This window comes from Jeongeupia sp. USM3, from assembly GCF_001808185.1.
Classification (GTDB): domain Bacteria; phylum Pseudomonadota; class Gammaproteobacteria; order Burkholderiales; family Chitinibacteraceae; genus Jeongeupia.
In genome coordinates this window covers 250,827-273,950 of sequence record NZ_CP017668.1, presented here as the reverse complement: position 1 = coordinate 273,950, position 23,124 = coordinate 250,827, and the positions used below count along the sequence as shown (strand labels likewise).

Annotated in this window: 23 protein-coding genes and 1 pseudogene; 6 read left to right on the top strand and 18 right to left on the bottom strand. The window is 63.8% G+C overall.

Annotation, left to right across the window (positions count from 1 at the left end; translation table 11 throughout):
- Positions 1 to 15: 15 nt before the first annotated feature.
- A pseudogene (locus BJP62_RS01300) lies at positions 16 to 934 on the bottom strand (DDE-type integrase/transposase/recombinase).
- Between the two features lie 588 nt (positions 935 to 1,522).
- On the opposite strand from BJP62_RS01300, the gene BJP62_RS17800 reads away from it, so the two are divergent.
- On the top strand, positions 1,523 to 2,032 hold the full coding sequence (locus BJP62_RS17800) for a hypothetical protein (RefSeq protein ID WP_205700944.1): 510 nt from the start codon (positions 1,523 to 1,525) through the stop codon (positions 2,030 to 2,032).
- Positions 2,033 to 2,112: 80 nt separating this feature from the next.
- Here BJP62_RS17800 and BJP62_RS18915 read toward each other — a convergent pair whose 3' ends face one another.
- From BJP62_RS18915 to gluQRS, 16 genes are all read right to left on the bottom strand, one after another.
- Positions 2,113 to 2,490 carry a CstA-like transporter-associated (seleno)protein gene (locus BJP62_RS18915; RefSeq protein WP_070525740.1) on the bottom strand — a complete coding sequence of 126 codons (378 nt, stop codon included), beginning with the start codon at positions 2,488 to 2,490 and terminating at the stop codon, positions 2,113 to 2,115.
- Positions 2,483 to 4,555, bottom strand: a complete 2,073-nt coding sequence (locus BJP62_RS01290) for a carbon starvation CstA family protein (RefSeq protein ID WP_070525738.1) — start codon at positions 4,553 to 4,555, stop codon at positions 2,483 to 2,485. Before BJP62_RS01290 ends, BJP62_RS18915 begins: the two co-directional genes overlap by 8 nt.
- A gap of 133 nt (positions 4,556 to 4,688) precedes the next feature.
- Positions 4,689 to 5,015 carry a multidrug efflux SMR transporter gene (locus tag BJP62_RS01285; RefSeq protein ID WP_269466102.1) on the bottom strand — a complete coding sequence of 109 codons (327 nt, stop codon included), beginning with the start codon at positions 5,013 to 5,015 and terminating at the stop codon, positions 4,689 to 4,691.
- Between the two features lie 243 nt (positions 5,016 to 5,258).
- Entirely contained in the window at positions 5,259 to 6,434 is a 1,176-nt protein-coding gene (locus tag BJP62_RS01280; protein ID WP_070525736.1) for an O-succinylhomoserine sulfhydrylase, read from the bottom strand.
- Positions 6,435 to 6,538: 104 nt separating this feature from the next.
- The gene (purF, locus tag BJP62_RS01275) at positions 6,539 to 8,083 is read right to left on the bottom strand and encodes an amidophosphoribosyltransferase (RefSeq protein WP_070525733.1); all 1,545 of its coding nucleotides are present in this window, start codon (positions 8,081 to 8,083) and stop codon (positions 6,539 to 6,541) included.
- A 32-nt stretch (positions 8,084 to 8,115) separates the two neighbouring features.
- Positions 8,116 to 8,607 (bottom strand): CvpA family protein, encoded by a 492-nt coding sequence (locus tag BJP62_RS01270; RefSeq protein ID WP_070525731.1) that lies wholly within the window; start codon positions 8,605 to 8,607, stop codon positions 8,116 to 8,118.
- A gap of 9 nt (positions 8,608 to 8,616) precedes the next feature.
- Positions 8,617 to 9,333, bottom strand: coding sequence for an SPOR domain-containing protein (locus BJP62_RS01265; protein WP_070525729.1), 717 nt, complete (start codon positions 9,331 to 9,333; stop codon positions 8,617 to 8,619).
- 2 nt (positions 9,334 to 9,335) lie between these two features.
- Positions 9,336 to 10,613, bottom strand: a complete 1,278-nt coding sequence (gene folC, locus BJP62_RS01260) for a bifunctional tetrahydrofolate synthase/dihydrofolate synthase (protein WP_070525726.1) — start codon at positions 10,611 to 10,613, stop codon at positions 9,336 to 9,338.
- Positions 10,613 to 11,482, bottom strand: a complete 870-nt coding sequence (gene accD, locus BJP62_RS01255; protein WP_070525724.1) for an acetyl-CoA carboxylase, carboxyltransferase subunit beta — start codon at positions 11,480 to 11,482, stop codon at positions 10,613 to 10,615. The genes folC and accD overlap by 1 nt, the downstream gene beginning before the upstream one ends.
- Positions 11,483 to 11,498: 16 nt before the next feature.
- Positions 11,499 to 12,302, bottom strand: coding sequence for a tryptophan synthase subunit alpha (trpA, locus tag BJP62_RS01250; protein WP_070525722.1), 804 nt, complete (start codon positions 12,300 to 12,302; stop codon positions 11,499 to 11,501).
- Positions 12,303 to 12,349: 47 nt separating this feature from the next.
- Positions 12,350 to 13,561 carry a tryptophan synthase subunit beta gene (trpB, locus tag BJP62_RS01245; RefSeq protein ID WP_070525720.1) on the bottom strand — a complete coding sequence of 404 codons (1,212 nt, stop codon included), beginning with the start codon at positions 13,559 to 13,561 and terminating at the stop codon, positions 12,350 to 12,352.
- Positions 13,551 to 14,192 carry a phosphoribosylanthranilate isomerase gene (locus tag BJP62_RS01240; protein WP_070525718.1) on the bottom strand — a complete coding sequence of 214 codons (642 nt, stop codon included), beginning with the start codon at positions 14,190 to 14,192 and terminating at the stop codon, positions 13,551 to 13,553. Before BJP62_RS01240 ends, trpB begins: the two co-directional genes overlap by 11 nt.
- 9 nt (positions 14,193 to 14,201) lie before the next feature.
- Positions 14,202 to 14,987, bottom strand: a complete 786-nt coding sequence (truA, locus tag BJP62_RS01235; protein WP_070525716.1) for a tRNA pseudouridine(38-40) synthase TruA — start codon at positions 14,985 to 14,987, stop codon at positions 14,202 to 14,204.
- Complete coding sequence (locus BJP62_RS01230; RefSeq protein WP_145927057.1) at positions 14,984 to 15,487, bottom strand: hypothetical protein; 504 nt, start codon at positions 15,485 to 15,487, stop codon at positions 14,984 to 14,986. Before BJP62_RS01230 ends, truA begins: the two co-directional genes overlap by 4 nt.
- A 128-nt stretch (positions 15,488 to 15,615) precedes the next feature.
- Positions 15,616 to 18,177: a FimV/HubP family polar landmark protein gene (locus tag BJP62_RS01225; protein WP_168163771.1), complete on the bottom strand. Its 2,562-nt coding sequence runs from the start codon at positions 18,175 to 18,177 to the stop codon at positions 15,616 to 15,618.
- A gap of 299 nt (positions 18,178 to 18,476) precedes the next feature.
- Positions 18,477 to 19,421: a tRNA glutamyl-Q(34) synthetase GluQRS gene (gluQRS, locus tag BJP62_RS01220; RefSeq protein ID WP_374749748.1), complete on the bottom strand. Its 945-nt coding sequence runs from the start codon at positions 19,419 to 19,421 to the stop codon at positions 18,477 to 18,479.
- An 87-nt stretch (positions 19,422 to 19,508) separates the two neighbouring features.
- On the opposite strand from gluQRS, the gene fdxA reads away from it, so the two are divergent.
- The 5 genes from fdxA (at position 19,509) to rplI (ending at position 21,318) form a co-directional block, all read left to right on the top strand.
- Positions 19,509 to 19,832 carry a ferredoxin FdxA gene (gene fdxA / locus BJP62_RS01215; RefSeq protein WP_070525708.1) on the top strand — a complete coding sequence of 108 codons (324 nt, stop codon included), beginning with the start codon at positions 19,509 to 19,511 and terminating at the stop codon, positions 19,830 to 19,832.
- 100 nt (positions 19,833 to 19,932) lie between these two features.
- A complete protein-coding gene (rpsF, locus tag BJP62_RS01210) occupies positions 19,933 to 20,307 on the top strand; it encodes a 30S ribosomal protein S6 (RefSeq protein ID WP_070525706.1) in 375 nt (124 codons plus the stop codon).
- Positions 20,308 to 20,613 (top strand): primosomal replication protein N, encoded by a 306-nt coding sequence (priB, locus tag BJP62_RS01205; protein WP_070525704.1) that lies wholly within the window; start codon positions 20,308 to 20,310, stop codon positions 20,611 to 20,613.
- Positions 20,614 to 20,623: 10 nt separating this feature from the next.
- The gene (rpsR, locus tag BJP62_RS01200; RefSeq protein ID WP_070525702.1) at positions 20,624 to 20,851 is read left to right on the top strand and encodes a 30S ribosomal protein S18; all 228 of its coding nucleotides are present in this window, start codon (positions 20,624 to 20,626) and stop codon (positions 20,849 to 20,851) included.
- A gap of 17 nt (positions 20,852 to 20,868) precedes the next feature.
- The gene (gene rplI, locus BJP62_RS01195; RefSeq protein WP_070525700.1) at positions 20,869 to 21,318 is read left to right on the top strand and encodes a 50S ribosomal protein L9; all 450 of its coding nucleotides are present in this window, start codon (positions 20,869 to 20,871) and stop codon (positions 21,316 to 21,318) included.
- Between the two features lie 292 nt (positions 21,319 to 21,610).
- Here the strand turns inward: rplI and BJP62_RS01190 are convergent, their stop codons facing one another.
- Complete coding sequence (locus BJP62_RS01190) at positions 21,611 to 23,098, bottom strand: amino acid permease (RefSeq protein ID WP_070525699.1); 1,488 nt, start codon at positions 23,096 to 23,098, stop codon at positions 21,611 to 21,613.
- Between the last annotated feature and the right edge of the window lie 26 nt (positions 23,099 to 23,124).

Genomic DNA, 23,124 nt, shown 5'->3' with positions numbered 1-23,124 from the left:
ATTGAACCTTCACATCTAGGTGTCGGGTTCCGCCTGTTTGTAGACTTTTTTCTTGAACAATTCCGGCCGCTCTTGCTGCCACATTTTCAGCGACTCGATCGGTGACCGGAAGCCCAAGGCTTTTTGCGGGATGTGCTGGTTGTAGGCCTGCCGGTAATCCTGCAGCGTCTGCGCCAACTCCGCTGCGCTGGCAAAGCGGGTCTGTTTCACCAGCTCGCTGATCCGGCCGTTGAAACGCTCGACCATGCCGTTCATTTGCGGCGTGCGCGGCGGGATCAACCGGTGCTCGATCCCCAGGGCTGCGCAGCGGCGATCAAAGACGTGCTGACCACTGGGGGCCTTGGCCTTGCTGGTGAAGCGGTCAGTGAACTGGCTGCCATTGTCGGTCAGCAGTTTCTCGATCTTCATCGGCGCCGCTTTGTACAGCCGCTGCAGGAAGTCGACGCTGCTGGCTTCGGACTGATCCGGGTAGATGTGCAGGAACACCCAGCGGGTGGCCCGGTCGATCGCGACGAACAGGTAGCTGCGCGATGTTTCATCGGGCATTTGCGGCAGGTACTTGATGTCCATGTGGACATAGCCCGGTGCGTAGGCCTTGAAGCCCTTGGAGGGCGCAGCGGGTTCTTCCGGCTGCAGCTGCGCCTGCAGTGTCTTGAGGTTGCCGACGCCTTCACGCACCAGCAGCCGGTTGATGCCGGATCGGGTGGCGTTCGGATTGATGAAACGCTGGGCCACCGCCACCAGATCGTCCAGCGGCAGCAGCAAGGTGGTGCGCAGGATCAGCATCAGCGCTTCCTGCGTCCGGGACTGGACAGGTATGCGGCCGGTGCGACCGATCGATGAATTCGTCGCGCGTTTGCCATTTGCGGATGGTGCCCTTGCCGACGCTGTAGCGCAGCATCAGCTCGCTTTGCGAGAGGCTGGAGTGGCGGATTTCCTCGCGGGTGAGCGGTGTGGTGCGGGCGGTGGCTCATGGCTGGCTCGCATTGGCGGACTGGGTGATCAAGGTACGCAAAAGGTCACGCGCTTGGAACAGCGGCCAGCTGCGTTTTGGTAACCAATCAGACGAAACCCAACATCTAGGATGGACATGTTCCGCTGGGGCTAGATCCGTGCAGGACCATTCATGAGTCGCGGTGCGATTTATTGCACCGTCTGTCGGCAAGTTTAGTGCTTGATACGCAAAATCCTGCACCACCTCCTGCATTGCACAAAATAATGTCTAATCTATAGTGAAATGATTTCAATCACAGGAGAGACATCATGAAATTCGCATTAATACAGGATATGGAATGAGCAAAAAATAATCCACAGAAACAATCATCTAGCAGCAATCAAAGCATAACAAAATCCACCACGAGAACCAATTCGCCATCCATGCTTTCGCACGACAACTTACAAAAGGAGCATCATTATGCCATTTAATCCAAACCAATCAAAAATCGCGATAACCATGCCAAGGTTCACATTACAAAAAAACTCGGACGCGTTCGACAATTACAGTGAGCCATATATACTATCAATGGCGATCGACACAAATGGAGAGGCAAATCCTGAAATAGATTTCAACTTCATGCCATTCCCTAAAGTAGCTCCTGCAAGCACAGTTACCATGCTTGGGGATGGACACTTGCTATACGGACCCAAAAATCCCGGGGAATTTATTGCCCTATCCATACTGATGATGGAATCAGATGCCGACATGCAGGAACGCGGAAAACTAATAAAAGAGATCATAGAAAGTAGAGCCGCCGACCTTGGCATCAGCGCCATAATTGCAGCAAATCCTGGCTCCGCCGCCATAGTCGGAATACTTAAAGAACTCGCTTCGTTTGTAGCCAGTGCGCTATCAAAAAATGGAGATGATGAACTTTTTCGCGCAGAAGGATCATTTCTCCGGGACCAGCCAAACCCTTACCACATCAATCGCAGCTACGAGCATCAGAATGACTTTGTTAAAGTAACAATTCAAATAATCCCACTCGAAACCCCCAATGGAGAAGGTGCGCTCGTGCAAGCCCTGCCACTGTAAGTCAATCAGGCCAGCCCATCTAACCCAAAAAAATAAACGCCACCATGCGGTGGCGTTTATGCACCTCCAGATTAGCCAACTCAACAAGGACACTTGCCGCCGGCCGCCCGGTCGGCGCTGGGGAAGCGCGCATCCAGGCAGTAGCGGTAGAAGTCCTCGCGGCTCATCGGCACGGCATCCGGGTGCTGGCTACGCATGTGCTCGACGTAGTACTCGTAGTCGTGCACGCCGACCATCAGCCGGCAGGTCTGCACGACCTTTTTCGCCGCGTCCTTGAGCCCGGACAGCCAGTCCGAGCCGAGGCTGTAGCGCTCGAACTCGGCACGGCTCATCGGCGTCCCGGCACCGTGGCGGCGCTGGTGGTCGAGCACGTAACGCTGGTAGTCGTCACCCTCGTCCACCGCCGGCGGCGGGGCCGGCTCGCGCCGGCCACCGGTCAGGAAAGACAGGTCAAGCATTGGCTGCCGCCTCGTCACCGCGCATCACCACTTCGGCCTCGCGCACCGTCGGGTGACGCGCCGCCAGTGCACGGCGGACGTTGAAGAACGCCGCCACCAGCATCACCGCCGCCACGATCATGAAGAAGCCGCACAGCGTGGCATTGATCTGGTTGTTGAAGGCGATGCGCTGCATGTCCTCGACCGTTTTGGCCGGCGCGATGATCGTCCCGTTGGCCGCAGCGGCGTTGAACTTGTCGGCTACGGCAAGGAAGCCGATCTTCGGGTTCTCGCTGAAGATCTTCTGCCAGCCGGCGGTCATCGAGGTGATGAACAGCCAGACCGTCGGCACGATCGTCACCCACGCGTAGCGCTCCTTCTTCATCTTGAAGAGCACGACGGTACCGAGGATCAGCGCCATCGACGCCAGCATCTGGTTGCCGATGCCGAACAGCGGCCACAGCGTATTGATGCCACCCAGCGGGTCGACCACGCCCTGGTAGACGAAGAAGCCCCAGCCCGCAACGGCGATCGTGGTGCCGACCATATTGCCGAGCCAGCTGCGGCTCTTGCCCAGCGACGGGATCGCCACACCGGCCAGATCCTGCACCATGAAGCGGCAGGCGCGCGTACCGGCGTCGACCGCGGTCAGGATGAACAGCGCTTCGAACAGGATGGCGAAGTGGTACCAGAACGCCATCATCGCGCGGCTGTTGAAAATGTCGGTGATGATGTGTGCCATGCCGACGGCAAAGGTCGGCGCACCGCCGGCGCGCGACAGGATCGAGTGCTCGCCGACGTCCTTGGCGATCTGCACCAGCATCTCCGGCGTGACCACGAAGCCCCAGCCGTTGATCACTTCCGACGCCGACTCGACCGTCTTGCCGATCACGGCGGCCGGCGAGTTCAGCGCGAAGTAGACGCCCGGGTCGATCACCGAGGCGCAGATCAGCGCCATGATCGCGACGAACGACTCCATCAGCATGCCGCCGTAGCCGATCATGCGCATGTGGCTTTCGCGTTCGACCAGCTTCGGCGTCGTACCCGACGACACCAGCGCGTGGAAGCCCGAGATCGAGCCGCAGGCGATGGTGATGAACAGGAACGGGAACAGGCTGCCCGAGAACACCGGACCGGTGCCGTCGATGAAGCGGGTAACCGACGGCATCTTCAGCTCGGGCGCGGCAAAGACGATGCCGACGGCCAGGCCGACAATGACGCCGATCTTCAGGAAGGTCGACAGGTAGTCGCGCGGCGCCAGCAGCAGCCACACCGGCAGCACCGAGGCGATGAAGCCGTAGATCACCAGCGCCCAGACGAGCTGAGTGCCGTGCAGCGTGAACATCGGGCCCCAGACCGGGCTCTGCGCGATGTCCTCGCCGTAGACGATGGCCAGCATCATCAGGATGAAGCCGATCACCGAAATCTCGCCGATGCGGCCCGGACGGATGTAGCGCATGTACACGCCCATGAACAGCGCGATCGGAATCGTCGCCGCGATGGTGAACGTGCCCCACGGGCTTTCGGCCAGCGCCTTCACGACGATCAGCGCCAGCGCCGACAGGATGATGATCATCACGCCGAGCGCGCCGAGCATCACCACCACGCCGGCGAAGGGGCCGAGCTCCTGCTTGGCCATTTCGCCGAGCGAGCGCCCGTCGCGGCGGGTCGAGATGAACAGCACCAGGAAGTCCTGCACCGCACCGGCGATCATCACGCCGATCAGGATCCACAGCGTGCCGGGCAAAAAGCCCATCTGCGCGGCGAGGATCGGGCCGACCAGCGGGCCGGCACCGGCAATCGCGGCAAAATGGTGGCCGAACAGCACCCACTTGTTGGTCGGCACGTAGTCGAGGCCGTCGTTGCGGCGTTCGGCCGGCGTCATCCGGCGATCGTCGAGCTCGAATACCTTGTTGGCGATGAACGAGCTATAGAAGCGGTAGGCGATGCTGTAGCAGGCCACGGCCGAGACCACCAGCCATACCGCGTTGACATGCTCCCCACGGCTCAGCGCCAGCATCCCGAAGGCAAACGCCCCCACGATGGCCACGGCGAGCCAGATCAGTTTTGATTTGAACGTACTCATCCTGTCTCCGAGTCATGAAATCACTGCGTCCGGGCGGCGCAATGTAGTCGTTTTTATGACACTACAACAGACAGGATGATCGCCGCCGACGCGGCGGCGAAACATAAGCATTTTCCCTAGGGGGAAAACGCGGTCAGCCCAGCTTCAAACCGACGATGCCGGCCAGGATCAGCAACACGGACAGCACGCGCCACAGATTCATCGGCTCGTGGAACCAGACGATGCCGAGCAGCACCGTACCGAGCGTGCCGATACCGACCCAGATCGCATAGGCGGTGCCGAGCGGCAGGTGCTTCACCGCATAGGCGAGCAGCCCCATGCTGACCGCCAGGGTCGCGACAAAAACGATCGAAGGCAGCGGACGCGAGAAACCGTGCGACGCTTTCAGTGCGAGCGCCCAAGCCACTTCGAACAGGCCGGCGAAAACGAGGGAAATCCAGGGGATGAGAGTAGGAGACATGGGCCTTTTCCTTGGTGAAGGTCGGGGCCGTCCCCGGATGAAACGAGACAGTGCCGGGTCGTCCCGGCACTGGAGATTACGTGCCCAGCATATCGGATGCCGGGCCCGCGGGAAAGTAGAAGCCACTAACAAAACCCTGCTGGCGGCGTTGCGCTCACTGGTCGTACGTCTTGTACTGCCTGCGTTTCGCGCGCCTTGCCAGCACCGTTTCACTGGATTTTGTTAGCGGCTCTATCGTGGCGATCAGCCCAGGCCGAGCGCCAAATCCGCGGTCAGGTCGTCGATATGCTCGAGGCCGACAGCAATGCGGATCAGCCCGTCGCGGATCCCCGCGGCGGCGCGCGCTTCCGGCGTCAGCCGGCCGTGTGTCGTCGACGCCGGATGGGTGATCGTCGTGCGCACGTCGCCGAGGTTGGCGGTGCGGCTCATCAGCTGCACCGCGTCGACGAGCTTCCATGCGGCATCCTTGCCGCCCTTGAGCTCGAACGACACCACACCACCGCCGCCCTTCTGCTGGCGCATCGCCAGCGCATGCTGCGGGTGGCTTTCAAGACCCGGGTAGTAGACGCGCTCGACGGCAGGCTGCGCCTCGAGCCAGGTCGCCAGCTTGAAGGCGTTGTCGCAGTGCGCGCGCATGCGCAGCGGCAGCGTTTCCATGCCCTTGAGCAGCACCCAGGCATTGAACGCCGACAAGGTCGGGCCCGAAGTCCGCAGGAACAGGTAGACCGGCTCGACGACCTCCGACTTGCCGACGACGGCGCCGCCGAGCACGCGCCCCTGGCCATCGAGGTATTTGGTTGCCGAATGGATGACGATATCGGCCCCCAGTGCCAGAGGCTGCTGCAGGATCGGCGAACAGAAACAGTTGTCGACCGCCAGCAGTGCGCCATTGGCGTGGGCGATCTCGGCAATCGCACCGATGTCGGACACGTCAGTCAGCGGGTTCGACGGTGTCTCGAGAAAGAACAGCCGGGTATTCGGGCGGACCAGCGCCGCCCAGTCGGCCGGATCGGTCGGCTTGGCGTAGCTGACTTCGACGCCGAACTTGCTCATGTAATTGTTGAAGAACTGGATCGTCGAACCGAATAGCCCCGCCGATGCAAGGATGTGGTCGCCGGCCTTCAGGTGCGCCATGCACAGGCCAAGGATCGCACTCATGCCCGACGCCGTCGCCACTGCCCGCTCGGCCCCTTCCAGCGCGGCCAGCCGGTCCTCGAACGCGGTCACGGTCGGATTGGTGAAGCGCGAATAGGTGTAGCCCGGAATCTGGCCGCCGAACTTCAGCGCGGCATCTTCGGCGCTGTCGACGACAAAGCTCGACGTCAGGAACAGCGCATCGGAATGCTCGCCGAACTCGGTACGGTGGGTGCCGGCGCGGACGGCCAGCGTGTCGGGGTGCAAATCGGTGCGATCGGTCATTTCGGCATCCTTGGGCGGAGATGTATCGGCGTTCAAATGGTAAAAGGGCCGGAGAATGATCTCGCGGCCCTTGTTATGCGCATCGCTTCTTTGATCTGGTGTTATTAGATCAAATTCTGCTCGGCAACGCCAATATTGAGGTCGAGCACGCGGCTGTCCGGATCCCCTTCCTTGCTCTTGGTCGACAGCGGCGACAGGCGCTTGGCTTCGAGTGCATCGAGGTAGGCATCGGTGATGTCGCCGGTGATGTAGCGGCCGTCGAAACACGAAGTCTCGAACTCGACGATCGCACCGCCGCTGGCATCGGAACAGGCCTGGATCAGCGCCGACAGATCCTGGTAGATCACCGCATCTGCACCGATCTCCTCGGCGATCTGCTCGTGCGTACGGCCGGTCGCGATCAGTTCGGCGCGCGTCGGCATGTCGATGCCGTAGACGTGCGGATACTTGACCGGCGGCGCCGCCGAGGCAAGATAGACCTTTTTGGCGCCGACGTCACGCACCATCTGGACGATTTCCTTCGACGTCGTGCCACGAACGATCGAGTCGTCCACGAGCAGCACGTTCTTGCCGCGGAACTCGCCGGCGATCGGGTTCAGCTTCTGCCGCACCGATTTCTTGCGGCTCGCCTGCCCCGGCATGATGAAGGTCCGGCCGATGTAGCGGTTCTTCATGAAGCCCTCGCGGTACGGCAGCTTCAGCGTATTGGCCAGCTCGAGCGCCGCATCGCGGCTGGTGTCCGGAATCGGGATCACCACGTCGATATCCATGGCCGGCACCATCGCACGGATCTTGTCGGCAAGCTGCTCGCCCATCTTCAGCCGCGCCTCGTGCACCGAAATGCCGTCGATCACGCTGTCCGGCCGGGCAAAGTACACGTGCTCGAAAATACACGGCACGAGTTTCGGGTCCGGATGGCACTGGCGACTGTGGAACTCGCCGTCGAAGCTCACGTAGATCGCTTCGCCCGGGGCCACGTCACGCCAGAACTTGAAGCCCATCGTGTCGAGCACGACCGATTCGCTGGCGACGAGGTACTCGGTCCCTTCGGGCGTCTCGTGCCGGCCGAGCGACAACGGGCGGATGCCGTGCGGATCGCGGAACGCAACCAGACCGAAGCCGGCGATCAGCGCAACGACCGCATAGGCGCCGCGAACGCGCGAATGCACGGCTTCGATCGCGTCGAAAACGATTTTCGGCGTCAGGATCGGGCCCTGGGTGCGGCGGCTGATCTCGTGCGCCAGCACGTTGAGCAGCGCTTCGGAATCCGAATTGGTGTTGATGTGCCGCAGATCGCTGCGGTACATGTCTTCCTTGAGATCCTTGTCGTTGGTCAGGTTGCCGTTGTGCGCCAGCACCATGCCGAACGGGCTGTTGACATAGAACGGTTGCGATTCGGCCAGGCTCGACGCCGATCCGGCAGTCGGGTAGCGGACGTGGCCGATGCCGGCGTTGCCAAGCAAGGAGCGCATGTTCCGGGTGCGGAACACGTCGCGCACCAGTCCCTGCCCCTTGTGCATGTGGAACACATGCCCTTCGGCGGTCACGATGCCGGCAGCATCCTGGCCACGGTGCTGCAGGACCAGCAACCCGTCGTACAGCAACTGGTTGACCGGAGTTTTGGCGACCACGCCGACGATGCCACACATAACAGAAACCTCGATACTTGGTAAAAGCTTGCTTAGTCGAAGGACACGTGCGCCGCCAGCGCTTCCGGCAGCCACGGCAGGGTCATCCTCGCCGCCTGCTCGAACAGCGGGCTGAACATCGCATTCCGCCACATCTCGGTCTTGGGCAAGCCGGTCATGCCGCCGGCCAGTACCAGCAGGATAACGAACAGGCTACCGCGCACCAGACCGAACAGCGAACCGAGCAGACGATCGACCGGCTTGAGTCCGGTCGCCTTGAGAAACTGGTTGAGCGTGATCCGCACGATGGCGCTGGCCAGCCAGGCCGCGCAAAAAATCAGCACCAGCGCGGCTAGATAGCGCAGGGACTCGCTGGGCAGCGCTGCCGGCATGTAGGCCGAAATGGGGGCGGCATAGTTCAATGCAAGCCAGGCCGAAATCACCCAGCCGGCCAGGGCCAGCAGCTCCTGCGTCAGCCCCCGCATCACCGACAGCAGGATCGACAGGCCGAGGATGGCGAGAACGACGTAATCGAAGCCGGTCACCGTAGGCTCTTACTTGCTGACCAGTCGGGCCGACACGCCCAGCGCGTCGAGCTTCTGCTGCCAGGTCCGCGCCTTGGCCTGGTCGGCCGGGCCGACGCGCACCCGGGTCAGCGCGCCCTTGTCGGTCTTGACCGATTCGCCGTAAGCGGGAATGCCCGACTCTTTGAGCTTGGCGACCATCTGCTGCGCCTTGGCCGGATCGGCGTAGGCACCGAGCTGTAGGTAATACTGGCGCGGCGCACCCGCCTTGTCGTCACCGTCGTCGAGCCCCTGCAGGATGCGTGCGGGATCTTTGGCCGGCGTCGGTTTCGGCGTTGCTTCAGGCGATCTGGCTTCCCTGGCGGGGGTCGGCTTCGGCGTTGGCGAGGGCTTGCGCTCGAGCTGCGGATTGACCAGCTTGCCCGGCAGCAGCGCGGCGTTGTCCTGATCGATCAGCGGCGTCGATTCGGCCTGGACCGGCGGCACGACAGGCAATGGCGTCGACGCCACCGTTTCGGCCGGCATCGGCGCGCTGGCCGCGGCCGCAGCCACGGTCGACGCGGACGGCGCACTGGCGATGATCTCGACGGGCGTCGAGCCATTGTTGAGCGCGGCCGGCGGCTCGCCGTCCATGACGGTCCACAGCACGACCAGCGAAAACAGCACCAGGGCGACCGCCCCGACCAGCCGTCGCCGTGCGCGTTTGCGCAATTGCAGGAGTTCTTCGCTGATGTTTTCTCGAGCCATACTCAGCGTCCACGCGCCGCCAAGACTTCGGCGACGGTGTAGAAGGAGCCAAAAGCGAGGATTCTATCACTATCGCCGGCAAGCTGCTCGGCACCGCGCCACGCCGCCGCCACCGAATCGTAGCGCGACAGCTTCGCCTGCGGCGCCGCAGCGGCAACGAGCCCGGCGACCATGTCGGCACTGGCGGCGCGCGGCAGAGCGGGTGCGGCCAAATGCCAGTGGTCGATGCTGTCCTTGAGCAGCGCAACCACGCCGGCGATGTCCTTGTCGGCCATCATGCCGAACACCGCATGCCGGTTGGCGGCAAAGCCCATCTGGTCGAGCGCCGCTGCCAGCACCCGGGCCGCATGCGGATTGTGCGCGACGTCGAGCACGACCTGTGGCCGCCCCGGCAGAACCTGGCAGCGCGCCGGCCACTCGACCTCGATCAGGCCGCGCTTGATCTGTCCGATCGACACCGGCAGCTTGTCGCGCAAGGTATCGAGCATCGCCAGCGCCAGCGCGGCATTGCCAAGCTGGTAAGCGCCGCGCAGCGCCGGCAGCGGCAGCGCATGACGACGCTGCTCGGGCGTCCAGCACATCCATTGATTGCCCTCGGCCTCGCGCTGACAGCCGAAATCCCGGCCAATCAGCCGCAGCGGCGCACCGATGGCCTGCGCATGCCCGACCAGGCTTTGCGGCGGGTTCGGATCGGCACACAACGCCGGGCGGCCAGCACGGAAAATGCCGGCCTTTTCAAAACCGATCGACTCGCGGTCGTTGCCCAGAAACGCCTGATGGTCGAGATCGACGCTGACCACGCCGGCGACATCGGCATCGAAGATGTTGATCGCGTCGAGCCGGCCGCCAAGGCCGACCTCGAGCACCGCGGCGTCGACGCCGGCGCGCATGAAGCAGTACATCGCCGCCAGCGTGCCGAACTCGAAATAGCTCAGCGAGGTTTCACCGCGCGCCGCCTCGATTGCGCGAAATGCATCGACGATCTCGTCGTCGGACACCGGCACGAGGCCGATGGCAATCCGCTCGTTGTAACGGCTCAGGTGCGGCGACGTGTAGGTGCCGACGCGGTAGCCGGCAGCATGCAGCATCGTCGACAGGAAAGCGCAGACCGACCCCTTGCCATTGGTACCGCCGACGGTCAGCAGCGGAAACGCCGGCGCCATGCCCATCGCCGCCCGCACCGATTCGACACGGGTCAGGCCCATGTCGATTTCCTTCGGGTGCGATTGCTCCAGATGGGCGAGCCAGGCGTCGAGCGTGTCGGCGTCAAACCGCGACATCAGGCATTCACCGCCGGCTGCTTCTGCAGCAGGGTCAGCAGCTGCACCAGTTGCTGGCGCATTTCACGGCGGTCGACGATGCGGTCGATCGCGCCCTTTTCGAGCAGGAACTCCGAGCGCTGGAAGCCTTCCGGCAGCGTTTCGCGCACGGTCTGCTCGATCACGCGCGGGCCGGCAAAGCCGATCAGCGCACCCGGCTCGGCCATCACGACGTCGCCGAGGAAGGCGAACGATGCCGACACGCCACCCATGGTCGGATCGACCAGGATCGAGATGAACGGCAGGCCCTTGTCGGCCAGCTTGGTCAGGATGGCCGAGGTCTTGGCCATCTGCATCAGCGAGTTGAGGCCTTCCTGCATCCGCGCGCCGCCCGATGCGGCAATGCAGATGAACGGCAGGTTGTGTTCGAGCGCGACCTTGGCGCCCCGCACGAACCGCTCGCCGACGACCGAACCCATCGAACCGTTGACGAAACCGTACTCGAACACCGCCAGCACGACCGGCACCGTGTGGATGGCGCCCTGCACCACCACCAGCGCCTCGTCCTCGTCCGAGCTTTTCTTGAAGCCTTCGAGCTGCTCGCTGTAGCGCTTGGCCGCCTTGAACTTGAGGATGTCGATCGCCTGGACTTCGGCGCCGATCTCGAAACGCCCTTCGGTGTCGAGCAGCAGGTCGACGCGGCGACGCGCCGAAATGCGGTTGTGGTAGCTGCACTTGGGGCAAACGTCGAGATTCTTCTCGAGGTCGGTCCGGTACAGCACTGCGCCGCAGGCCGAGCACTTGTGCCAGAGCCCTTCCGGCACGGCGGACTTGGCGCCGGGCTCGCGGCTCTTGATCTTCGGAGGCAGGAGTTTCTGCAACCAACTCATCGTGAATCTCCTTGTTTCAGCGGCGCGCAGTATCCATCGCGGCGCGGACGCTGGCAAGAAATTCCGTCAGCCGATCCGCCAGACCGGCCTCGCCGGCCTCGACCTCCTGCACCAGTCGCGAACCGATCACCACGGCATCGGCGACCGCGGCGATCGCGCGCGCCGTCTCGGGGTCGCGGATGCCGAAACCGACGCCGACCGGCACCGACAGGTGCGCGCGCAACTCGTCGAGCTTGGTCGCGACACCGGCAACGTCGAGCGTTGCCGCGCCGGTCACGCCCTTGAGCGAAACATAGTAGACATAGCCGCTGACCAGCCGCTCGACCGCCTGAATGCGACTGACGGGCGTCGTCGGTGCCAGCAGGAAGATCTGGTCGATGCCGTGGCGCTTGAACGTCGATGCACACTCCTCGGCCTCTTCGGGCGGCAGGTCGACGGTCAGCACGCCGTCGACACCGGCGCTCACCGCTGCCTGCGCGAAGGCTTCGTAGCCCAGCGCTTCGACCGGGTTCGCGTAGCCCATCAGCACGACCGGCGTCACCGCGTCGTCCCTGCGGAACTGCGCAACCATGCCGAGCACGTCGCGCAGGCTGACACCGTGAGCCAAGGCTCGCTCGGACGCACGCTGGATCACCGGGCCGTCGGCCATCGGATCGGAAAACGGTACGCCGAGCTCGATCACATCGGCGCCGCCCTTGACCAATGCATGCATCAGTTCGACGGTGATGCCAGGGCGCGGATCGCCGGCGGTGATGAACGGGATCAGGGCCTGGCGGCCGTCGGCCTTCAGGGCCGCGAGAGTTTTCTGGATACGGGACATGAATGAAGTCACCTAAACGGCGGACACCGGCCGGTGCCCGCGCATGATCAGAGCTGGATGCCGTCGAGCTTGGCGATCGTCGGAATATCTTTGTCGCCGCGGCCGGACAGGTTGACCAGCAGCACTTGGTCCTTGGACATCGTCGGCGCGATCTTGGCCGCATGCGCCAGCGCATGGCTCGACTCGAGGGCCGGAATGATCCCTTCGAAACGGCACAGGTCATGGAAAGCCCGGAGTGCTTCGTCGTCGTTGATCGCGACGTACTCGGCCCGGCCGATGTCCTTGAGGTAGCTGTGCTCGGGGCCGACGCCCGGATAGTCGAGCCCGGCGGAGACCGAATGCGTTTCGACGATCTGGCCGTTCTCGTCCTGCATCAGGTACGAGCGCTGACCGTGCAGCACGCCGACCTTGGCATTGGTCGTCAGCGGCGCGGCATGCTGCCCGGTCTCGACCCCGTGGCCGCCGGCCTCGACGCCGATCAGTCGCACGCCCGGCACGTCGACATAGGGATGGAAGATGCCGATCGCGTTCGAACCGCCGCCAACGCAGGCGATCACCGCGTCGGGCTGACGGCCGATGAGGTCCTGCATCTGCACCTTGGCTTCTTCGCCGATCACGCACTGGAAGTCGCGCACCAGGGTCGGATACGGGTGCGGCCCGGCGCAGGTACCGATGATGTAATAGGTCGAATCCACATTGGTGACCCAGTCACGCATGGCTTCGTTCATTGCGTCTTTCAGCGTCTTGCTGCCCGAGCTGACCGGCACGACGGTCGCGCCGAGCAGCTTCATCCGGTAGACGTTGGGCGACTGGCGCGCGACGTCCTCGGCACCCATGTAGACGACACATTCGAGACCGTAACGCGCCGCAACGGTCGCCGACGCCACGCCGTGCTGGCCGGCGCCGGTTTCGGCGATCACGCGCTTCTTGCCCATCCGCCGCGCGAGCAGCGCCTGGCCGATGGTGTTGTTGACCTTGTGCGCACCGGTGTGGTTCAGGTCTTCGCGCTTGAGGTAGATCTGCGCACCGCCGAGCAGCTCGGACCAGCGCCTGGCGTGGTAGACCGGGCTCGGACGGCCGACGTAATGGGCGAGCTCGTAACGGTACTCGGCCATGAACGCCGGATCGGCGATGGCCTTTTCGTATTCGACGCGCAGCTCGTCAAGCGCCGGCATCAGCGTTTCGGCGACGAAAATGCCGCCATGCCGGCCGAAGTGACCCAGTGCATCGGGCTGGTTGTAGCGAAGCTTATCGTTCATCGGTCTTCCCGTTTGCAGCCAGATGCACCGCCTCGACAAAGGCGGCCACCCTGGCCAGATCTTTTTCACCCTTGCTGCGCTCGACGCCGCTGGATACGTCCAGCGCCCAAGGCCGCACCTGCCTGACCGCCTGCGCCACATTGCCCGGATGCAAGCCGCCGGACAGGATCAACGGCAGCGGCAAATCGTCCGGCAACACTTTCCAGTCGAAAGCCTCACCGGTGCCACCAGGCACGCCGGGCACATAGGCATCGACCAGCAGGCCGCGCGCATCGTGATAGCGCCTGGCACATTCTACCAAATCCGTATCCGGTTTTACCCTAAGTGCCTTGATATAGGGCCGCCCGAACGACCGGCAGTATTCGGGCGCTTCATCGCCATGAAACTGCAGCAGATCGAGCGGCGCTTGCGCCAGCACGTTGCGCACGAAGGCCGGCTCGGCATCGACAAACAGGCCGACGCTGGTCACGAAGGCCGGCAACGCGGCCGTGATGGTCGCGGCGGTTTCGGCCGAGACGCTGCGCGGACTCGGCGCGTAGAACACCAGTCCGATCGCATCGGCCCCCAGGCGGGCCGTCTCGACCGCAGTGGCCACATCGCGCAGGCCGCAAATCTTGATACGCGGAATCAAAGGTTCACCTCAAATCAGTCCATGCCGTTCACCGGGCTCGGTATCGAGCCCGTACTCGGCCGGATAGCTGACGCCGGCCAGATACAAGCCGTCGGGCATGAAGGTCGGCGGTGCCACGGCGCGTTCGCGCGCCGCCAGCAGCGTATCGATCCATTCCGGGGCTTCGTTGCCTTTGGCGACGTGCAGCAATGCCCCCATGATATTGCGCACCATGTGGTGCAGAAAGGCATCGGCGGAAAAATCGACCATCAGCAGGTCGCCCTGCCGCGAGAGACTGAGCCGGGTCAGGGTCTTGACCGGCGTTTTGGCCTGGCATTCGGCGGCACGGAAACTGGAAAAATCGTGCGTCCCAAGCAGCCTTTGCGCCGCGGCATCGAACGCGCCCAGATCCAGCGACTGATGGATCCAGCCGACGCGCCCCGCCATCAGCGCCGGCCGGACCGGATGGTTGAGCAGCAGGTAGCGGTAATGCCGGGCGTGGGCAACGAACCGCGAGTGGAACGAGTCCGGCACCGCCCTGGCCCACAACACCGCCACCCCGGGCGGCAGGAAGCTGTTGACGCCGCGCACCCACGCGGTCAGCGGGCGATGGACGTCGGTGTCGAAATGCGCAACCTGCCGGCTGGCGTGGACGCCGGCATCGGTCCGCCCGGCCGCATGCACGCGCACCGGATGACCCGCCATGCGCGACACGGCGTCCTCGAGCGCACCCTGCACCGTTTTCATCTGCGGCTGGATCTGCCAGCCGCTGAAACCCCGTCCGTCGTACTCGATTGCCAGCGCGTAGCGGCTCACTTACCTACCCCTATCAATATCCAGCCGATCGCGCACAGCAATACAGCACAACAACACCGCTGGCCCGGACCAAACGGCAGCAAAGCCAGCCTGACCGGCTCCGGCGCCGGCCAGTCGACGCCATCAAGCCAGGCGCGCCAGCCACCGGCGCGAGGCTTCGGCGCCGCCAGCAGCGTCTCGGCGTAATCCAGCGTCAACGCCAGGCGCAGCGCCCAGCGTTCACGCCCAAGCCCACACAGTGCCAGCGGCGCTGCCAGCGTGTAAAGCCCGCAGAAGAGCCGATCCCGCCCCAGCCCCAGTTGCAGCGCCTGCAGGCTCGCCAGCATGCCGACCAGCCGCAAGGCCTGCAGCCCACCGAGCCACAACCCTTCCTCGCTCGGCGCCCAGGCCAGCGCACCGAGATGGCGGCCGGGCGTCCCCCAGCCGTACACGACGGCCAGTGCCAGCAACAGGAACCGTACGCGTCCGAGCGTACGCCCCAGCGGCGGGCGTCCTGCCACAGCGCGAACAGGGCGAGCAGCAGCACCGAAACGACAAGTGGCGTGGGCCGCAGCACATGCAGCCAGCACGCCACCGTCACCCAGCACAGAATCCAGTTGGCCGGGTGGATACGCGACAACATCGTCGATCAGAGTTCGGCGAGCAGGCGCTGCGCCTCCTGCTGGTGATGGGCGCCGCCTTCGCCGAGCGCCTCCTGCAGAATCTCGCGCGCGCCTTCGGTATCGCCCATGTCCAGATAGGCTTTGGCCAGATCGATCTTGGTCTGCACCGGGTCATCCTCACCCGCGGCCAGTTCGTCGCCGCGCTCATCGCCGCCCAGACTCAGGTCCAGCCCGGACAGGTCCACCTCAGGCAAGGCTGCGGGCAGCTCGGCGTCACCGGCGAGGGCGTCGCCGAAGTCGAAGTCCAGCCCCAGATCGCCCTCCTCGTCGCCACCGCCTTCCGGCAATGCGAGCGCCGCCTCGGGCTCGGCAGCCGCAAGCTCGGGCAGTTCGAGGTCGAGCGGGAAGTCGAGTTCATTCCCGCCTTCGAGGTCGAAATCGGCCGGCACGGTCGGCGCATCGAGCAGCCCGTCGAGCCGGTCCGGCACCCCGGCTACCGATTCACCAACGTCATCGGCGACAGGCGCCGTGGCGACCGCCTCGACCGGCGCGGGCACCCCGCCATCCAGATCCTGACCATCCAGATCAAAGTCGAGATCGTCGAGCAGCGACGCCATGCCGGTCGCCGCGTCGTCGGCCGGACCGCCGGCAGGCAGGTCGGCCGACGGCGTCTCTTCCGCCTCGACCGCGTCGCCACTCAGGTCCAGATCCAGATCGAGCGCATCCGCAGCGACGGCGACCGCAGCAGCACCAGCGGCGACACCAGTCACTGCACCAGCCGCAACGCCACCACCCGCCGGCGCTCCCGCCTTCTGGTACAGCGGATTCGCCGAATCCAGATTGCGCCCCATGTAGGCGGCCTGCTCCCACAATGCCCCCTGGCCGCCAACCTGGGCGAACAGCGACGACGCAATCTCCTCGAACGCCACGTTGTCCTTGCGCGCGGCATAGATTTCCAGCAGCTTGAGCCGGATCTCGTTGCGGCTTTCATCCTTGCCCAGCGCATCGCGGAGAATTTCCTCGGCCTGCGCATCGCGACCGTAGGCCATGTAGACCTCGGCCTCGGCCACCGGATCGACCTCGTCGGTGTCGATGGTCCCCAGCCCCTGACGACTGAAGTCGGTCAGGAAGGAATTCTCGGTCGGCTGGGTACTGATCACGGCACCGCCACTGCCACCGATCACGGTATTGGGCTTGAGGTCGCCCGCCGTCAGGAAGCTGTCTTCGAACTGCGCCGGCTTGCGGCGACGCATCCACACCAGGCCGCCGAGACCGGCCAGCACGGCGGCCAGCCCGCCGCCGATCAGCAGCGGATTTTCGAGCATCGAATCGACGAACGACGGCTCCCCGGCCGGCGGCGCGACGACGACCGGCGCGCGCTTTCTGGCAACCGGACTCGCCACGGCAAGCGACGACGCAGCGACCGGCGCGGCAGCGCTCGCAGCCGCGACCTCGGCGACTGCCGAAGCCACTTCGGCCTTCACCGCCGAGGCACTGGCCGGCACCGTTGCAGATGCCGCAGCGGCAAGCCCGGACGGGCTCTTGATCGCCAGCGCCTGCTCCATGTCCTTGATGTTCTTCTGCAGCTCGGCGACACGCTGGTTCGCCTCGTCAAGCGACTTCTGGCGCGCCTGCGCCTCGTCCTGCAATGCCTTCAGCTGCGTATCGGCAGCCTGGCCGCCCTTGGAAAGCTTGAGCACGTCTTTGCCGGACTCGCCCTGCGCCAGCCCCTTGTCATCGACCTTGGCAGTGATCCTGCCTGACGCCGCGCCGGCACCGGCATCCGCCGCCGACTGCTTGCCGGCTGCATTGGCCAGCTGGTTGCGGTAGCTCGCCCAGTTTTCACCCTGCAGACGGATTTCCTTGGCCGCTTCGTCACGGCTCACCGACGCCATCGCATCGCGATCGGGCACGCGGAGGATCCTGCCGCGTTTGAGGCGATTCATATTGCCGTCAAAGGCCGACGGATTGCTGCGATACAGGCTGACCAGCACCTGTTCGTAGCTCACGCCATCGGCCTGGAACTTGCGCGCCAGCGACGACAAGGTATCGCCGCTCTTGACCGTGTAGGCATCGGCGGCCGGCGCATCGGCTGCCGCCTGCTGCGTCGCCCGGGCCGGTGCAGCGGCCTTGGCCGGCCTGACCGCGGCGGACGAAGGCGCCGCGCCCGATGCCCCCTTGCCGACAACCTTTCCGGGCAGCTCGCTCGATCGCGCCGGCGTGTTGCCATAACCGACCGGGTCGATCAGCGCCGAGTATTCGCGCTGGATCCGTCCCGACGCCCAGTTGAGTTCGACCAGCAGGCCGAGGAAAGGCTCGCTGACCGCCTGACTCGAGGTCACCAGCACGTAGTACTGGCCGTTGGCGCGCTTGTCGATATTGAAGCGCAAGCCCAGCGACGACGGCGGATACGGCACCTGCGCATTGGCATAGCCCTCCGGCGAAGCCAGGCTGACCGCCAGCGAATCGGCCTCTCCCGGCTGTACCGACGTCAGGTCGATCTCGGCACGAAACGGCTGCCCCAGACCGGAAACGACATTCAATTTGCCAAGGCCGGCGGCATGACTCACCCAAGGCGTCGCAAGCATCATTGCCAATACGCATGCTTTGAGTTTCGATTGAATTTGCACGATGTCCCCCCAAGGGCGCTAGATCACCAGCCGGCGTGTGCTGAGTGCATTATTTGAATATTGGAACGCAACATATCACCCCGGCAGACGGGGTTGCAAGAATGCCCAAAAGGCGAAAAACAAATCGTTGCGGATTCACCATTGGCGCGGCTTTCAGCCTGATTAAGCCACTACCGGGGCACGGCAAAAAATCACCCCGAATCATCCGTACGGCACATCGCGGAACACTCGCCAATTATTTGCAAATAAAGTAAGAATCATCCGAATACGCCGCCCCCGCCCTCTGGCGGATAGAGCTGCCTCAGCCCGATCAGTGCATCCATGCACCAGTGCGCTTCGGCCCAGCCCCAGACCTCGGCCAGCTTTGCCTGGCGCAACGCCGGCGGCGGCGACTGACGCAACAATGACAACGCCGTCACCAGGGCCCCGGCGGCATCGCCAACCACCAGCGGATGCGCCAGCGTCTGCTTGCTGAGCTTTTCGCCACGCTCGTTCACCAGCACCGGAATATGCGCGTATGCCGGCGTCGCATAACCCAGCAATTGCTGCAGATGGCATTGCCTGGGCGTCGAATCGAGCAGATCGGCGCCGCGCACCACATCGGTGATGCCCTGGGCCGCATCGTCGACGACAACAGCCAACTGATAGGCGACCAGGCCATCCGCACGCAGCAGCACGAAATCGCCCACTTCGCGAGCCAGATCCTGCCGCAGCCATCCCTGCAGCGCATCGGGAACGGCCATGCCGCGATCGCCAACCCGCACCCGCCAGGCTCTCGCCTCGCGCCCCGGTGCCAGCCCTGCGCGGCACGTCCCCGGATAGACCGGTCCGTCGATGCCGGCGTGGGCAATCTGCGCGATTTCCTTACGGGTACACGCACAACCGTAGAGCCAGCCATCGGCCCTCAGGCGCTCGATCGCCGCCATGTACAGCTCGGTCCGCCGGCTCTGGTGGCAGACCTCACCGTCCCACTCGAAGCCATACCCATCCAGCACCCGAAGAATGCGGTCGGTGGCGCCAGGCACCGTACGCGGCGGGTCGAGATCCTCGATCCGCAGCAACCACTCGCCCCCCGCCCGCCTCGCCTGCAGATAGCTCGCAACCGCAGCCAGCAGCGAGCCCATGTGCAGGTCGCCGGTCGGACTGGGCGCAAAGCGGCCACGATAGGCCGGCGAAGTTAGCACCCCGGATTCTTTGGAAATAGCCACGCCGTCACTCAGCCCGGAAAGGGCTTTGGTAATATCGCGATATTCTGACGACCGTCTCGCATCAAGAAAAGGACAAAAATCATGACCTACGTTGTCACCGACGCCTGTGTGAAGTGCAAGTACACCGACTGCGTCGACGTCTGCCCGGTGGACTGCTTCCGCGAAGGCCCGAATTTCCTGGTGATCGACCCGGACGAATGCATCGACTGCACGCTGTGCGTCGCCGAATGCCCGGTCGAGGCGATCTACGCCGAGGACGACGTCCCGGCCGACATGCAGGACTACATCGCGCTGAACGCCGAGCTCTCGCAGCAATGGCCCGCCATCGTCGAAAAGAAGGACCCGCTGCCCGACCACGAAACCTGGGCAGCCGTCAGCGGCAAGATCGACCAGGTCGAGCGCTGAGCACCGGCTTGAATGAAACGGGCAGGCCGATTATAATCGCCTGTTACCCCTTGCCTGACCGGCGTCGCTGACGGCAGGCTTTTATCCATAAGGAGCACACATGCGACATTACGAAATCGTCTTTATCGTGCACCCGGACCAGAGCGAGCAAGTGCCCGCGATGGTCGAGCGCTACAAGAGCCTGATCGCTACCGGTAACGGCACCGTTCATCGCCTGGAAGACTGGGGCCGTCGCCAGCTGACCTACCCGATCCAGAAGATCCACAAGGCTCACTACGTACTGATGAACGTCGAAATCGGCCAGGAAACCCTGGACGAGCTCGAACACGCGTTCAAGTTCAACGATGCAGTGCTGCGTCACCTCACCATCAAGATGGATCACGCCGTAACCGAACCGTCGCCGATGATGAAGGAAGAGAAGTCGAAGTCGCTGACCGGCGGCGCGCAAGCACAGGAAGGCCAGGCTGCTGCCTAAGTGCCTGATCGCAACAAGGCGGTTCTCGGCGGCACGCTGATCGAACTACCCGCTCTGCGCTACACCCCTGCAGGCATTCCGGTTCAGCACTGCGTCATCAGTCATGAATCCAGCCAGCAGGAAAACGGCAAGCTTCGCCAGGTCATCGTCGAAGTGGAAGCGGTGGCAGTCGGCCCGACCGGCCAGGCGATCAGCCGGCTCACGACCGGCCAGCAGCTCAAGGTTCGCGGCTTCTTTGCCGCGGCCGGACAGCGACAGCGCCGACGTCTTGTTTTGCACATCAACGAATTTGAATTGCTGAATTGAGGAATTAACAATGTCCCGTCATCTGTTTAAGCGGAAAAAATTCTGCCGCTTCACCGCCGAAGGCATCAAGCATATCGACTACAAAGATATCGCCATCCTGAAGGATTTCATTGCCGAAAACGGCAAGATCATCCCGGCCCGCATCACCGGCACCAAGGCCAAGTACCAGCGCCAGCTGTCGACCGCGATCAAGCGCGCTCGTCTGCTTGCCCTGCTGCCGTTTACCGATCTGCACTGATTCGAGGAGAAACTGACATGCAAATCATTCTGCTCGAAAAAGTCGCAAACCTCGGTGGCCTCGGCGACGTGGTCAAGGTCAAGGACGGTTACGCACGTAACTTCCTGATCCCGCAAGGCAAGGCCAAGCGTGCCAACGATGCCAACCTGGCTGAATTCGAAGCGCGCCGCGCCGAACTCGAAGCCCGCCAGGCTGACATCCTCGCCGGTGCCCAGTCGCGTGCCGCTCAGCTCGAAGGCGCCGTGGTCACCATCAGCCAGAAGGCTGGTGTTGACGGCCGCCTGTTCGGCTCGGTGACGACCGCCGACATCGCCGAAGCATTCACCAGCAACGGCATCGACGTGAAGAAGTCGGAAGTCCGCCTGCCGGAAGGCCCGTTCAAGGCCATCGGCGAGTACGACATTGCCCTCGCGCTGCACCACGATGTCGTGGTCGAAGTGAAGGTAACCGTCGTCGGCGAGCAGTAATCGCCCGGCTCCGGCTCCATGAAAAAGGCACCTTCGGGTGCCTTTTTTGTTGCCCGTCCGCGCCATCATTGCCGCCCGGCGTAGCCAGGCCCGGTGGCGCACAGAACGCAGGGCCGCGCGGCTGGGCGCTCGCAAGTAGAGCACATCCTTTCTCACCCCTGAAGCCGCCTAGGTAACGGGGATCATTTCGGTTCGCCAGCGCACCGGACCTGACCACCCGGAGCAACCTCGCAAGCCAGGACGAAAAAAAGCCGACCCTTTTACAGGGTCGGCTTTTCATCAGTCGGGTAACTCAGCGCTTGTCGCTGCCCGATTCGTGCGGGAAGTCCATGTCGGCATAGGCCACCAGACGGCTCTTGTTCTTGATCCTGTAGCCCCACCAGATTGCCAGGAACAGCGGGATGCCGATGTAGGTTGCCACCACGCCGACCCAGTCGATCCGGTCGAGCAGGAAGGCCTGGTAGTTCTGCCCCAGCATGATCACCATGCACAGCGCGAAGGCGAACATCGGCCCCAGCGGGAAGAAGCTGGATTTGTACGGCAGGTCCTCAAGCGAATGCCCCTGCGCGACAAAACCCTTGCGGAAACGGTAATGGCTGATCGCGATACCGAGCCAGGCGATGAAGCCGGTCATGCCCGAGGTGTTCAGCAGCCAGAGGTAGACCTCCTTGTCACCGTACAGCGAGGTCAGGAAGCACAGCGCGCCGACGGCGGTCGTTGCATACAGCGCGTTGCGCGGCACGCCGTTCTTCGACAACCGTGCGAACAGCTTCGGTGCCTTGCCTTCGGTGGCGAGGTTGTAGAGCATCCGTGTCGACGCATACATGCCCGAGTTGCCGGCCGACAGCACCGCGGTCAGGATCACCGCATTCATCACCCCGGCGGCAAAGGCCAGCCCGGCGTGCTGGAACACCAGCGTGAACGGCGAGACTCCGATGTCGGCGACGTCGTTCTTCAGCAGGCTCGGGTCGGTATACGGAATCAGCACGCCGATCAGGAAGATCGCCAGCACGTAGAACAGCAGGATGCGCCAGAACACCTGCTTGACCGCGCGCGGGATGTTGCGGCGCGGGTTTTCCGACTCGCCGGCGGCCACGCCGATCAGCTCGGTTCCCTGGAACGAGAAACCGGCGATCATCGCCACGCCGAGCATGGCCGGGAAGCCGCCGACGAACGGCGCATCCCCGGTGGTGAAGTTGCCGAAGCTCTGCTGCGCCCCGCCCTTGAGGATGCCGAAGATCATCGCCAGCCCCACGCCGATAAACACCAGCACGGTGATCACCTTGATCAGCGCAAACCAGTACTCGGCCTCGCCGAAGCCCTTCACCGAGATGTAGTTGAGCAGGAACATCAGCCCGAGAAACAGCGCACTCCAGTAGATGCCCGGTACGTCCGGAAACCAGTAGTGCATCACGAGCTGCGCCGCGGCGAGCTCGACCGCGATCGTCACCGCCCAGTTGTACCAGTAGTTCCAGCCCAGCGCGAAGCCGAAGCCTTCGTCGACGTACTTGGCGCCATAGGTCGAGAACGACCCGGCTACCGGCATGTAAGCCGCCAGCTCGCCCAGGCTGGTCATCAGGAAGTAGACCATCAGGCCGATCAGCGCGTAGGCGGCGAGCGCGCCGCCCGGGCCGGCCTGCGACACGGTAGCACCGGACGCGACGAAGAGCCCGGTCCCGATCGAGCCGCCGATGGCGATCATCGTCAGGTGGCGCGCCTTGAGGCTGCGCCGCAAGGTGGGCGCGCCGCCGTCGGCGGCGTGAGTTTGGTGTTCTTGCATATTGTGGGTTCTATAGAGATTGAACA

What these genes read in the sequence shown, in the direction of transcription:
- BJP62_RS01290 (WP_070525738.1), bottom strand. Translation starts at nt 4,555, where the DNA reads ATGAGTACGTTCAAATCAAAACTGATCTGGCTCGCCGTGGCCATCGTG.
- fdxA (WP_070525708.1), top strand. Translation starts at nt 19,509, where the DNA reads ATGACCTACGTTGTCACCGACGCCTGTGTGAAGTGCAAGTACACCGAC.
- BJP62_RS01280 (WP_070525736.1), bottom strand. Translation starts at nt 6,434, where the DNA reads ATGACCGATCGCACCGATTTGCACCCCGACACGCTGGCCGTCCGCGCC.
- accD (WP_070525724.1), bottom strand. Translation starts at nt 11,482, where the DNA reads ATGAGTTGGTTGCAGAAACTCCTGCCTCCGAAGATCAAGAGCCGCGAG.
- trpA (WP_070525722.1), bottom strand. Translation starts at nt 12,302, where the DNA reads ATGTCCCGTATCCAGAAAACTCTCGCGGCCCTGAAGGCCGACGGCCGC.
- BJP62_RS01225 (WP_168163771.1), bottom strand. Translation starts at nt 18,177, where the DNA reads ATGCTTGCGACGCCTTGGGTGAGTCATGCCGCCGGCCTTGGCAAATTG.
- trpB (WP_070525720.1), bottom strand. Translation starts at nt 13,561, where the DNA reads ATGAACGATAAGCTTCGCTACAACCAGCCCGATGCACTGGGTCACTTC.
- BJP62_RS18915 (WP_070525740.1), bottom strand. Translation starts at nt 2,490, where the DNA reads ATGCTTGACCTGTCTTTCCTGACCGGTGGCCGGCGCGAGCCGGCCCCG.
- BJP62_RS01285 (WP_269466102.1), bottom strand. Translation starts at nt 5,015, where the DNA reads ATGTCTCCTACTCTCATCCCCTGGATTTCCCTCGTTTTCGCCGGCCTG.
- BJP62_RS01190 (WP_070525699.1), bottom strand. Translation starts at nt 23,098, where the DNA reads ATGCAAGAACACCAAACTCACGCCGCCGACGGCGGCGCGCCCACCTTG.
- rplI (WP_070525700.1), top strand. Translation starts at nt 20,869, where the DNA reads ATGCAAATCATTCTGCTCGAAAAAGTCGCAAACCTCGGTGGCCTCGGC.
- rpsF (WP_070525706.1), top strand. Translation starts at nt 19,933, where the DNA reads ATGCGACATTACGAAATCGTCTTTATCGTGCACCCGGACCAGAGCGAG.
- purF (WP_070525733.1), bottom strand. Translation starts at nt 8,083, where the DNA reads ATGTGTGGCATCGTCGGCGTGGTCGCCAAAACTCCGGTCAACCAGTTG.
- BJP62_RS17800 (WP_205700944.1), top strand. Translation starts at nt 1,523, where the DNA reads ATGGCGATCGACACAAATGGAGAGGCAAATCCTGAAATAGATTTCAAC.
- BJP62_RS01265 (WP_070525729.1), bottom strand. Translation starts at nt 9,333, where the DNA reads ATGGCTCGAGAAAACATCAGCGAAGAACTCCTGCAATTGCGCAAACGC.
- folC (WP_070525726.1), bottom strand. Translation starts at nt 10,613, where the DNA reads ATGTCGCGGTTTGACGCCGACACGCTCGACGCCTGGCTCGCCCATCTG.
- rpsR (WP_070525702.1), top strand. Translation starts at nt 20,624, where the DNA reads ATGTCCCGTCATCTGTTTAAGCGGAAAAAATTCTGCCGCTTCACCGCC.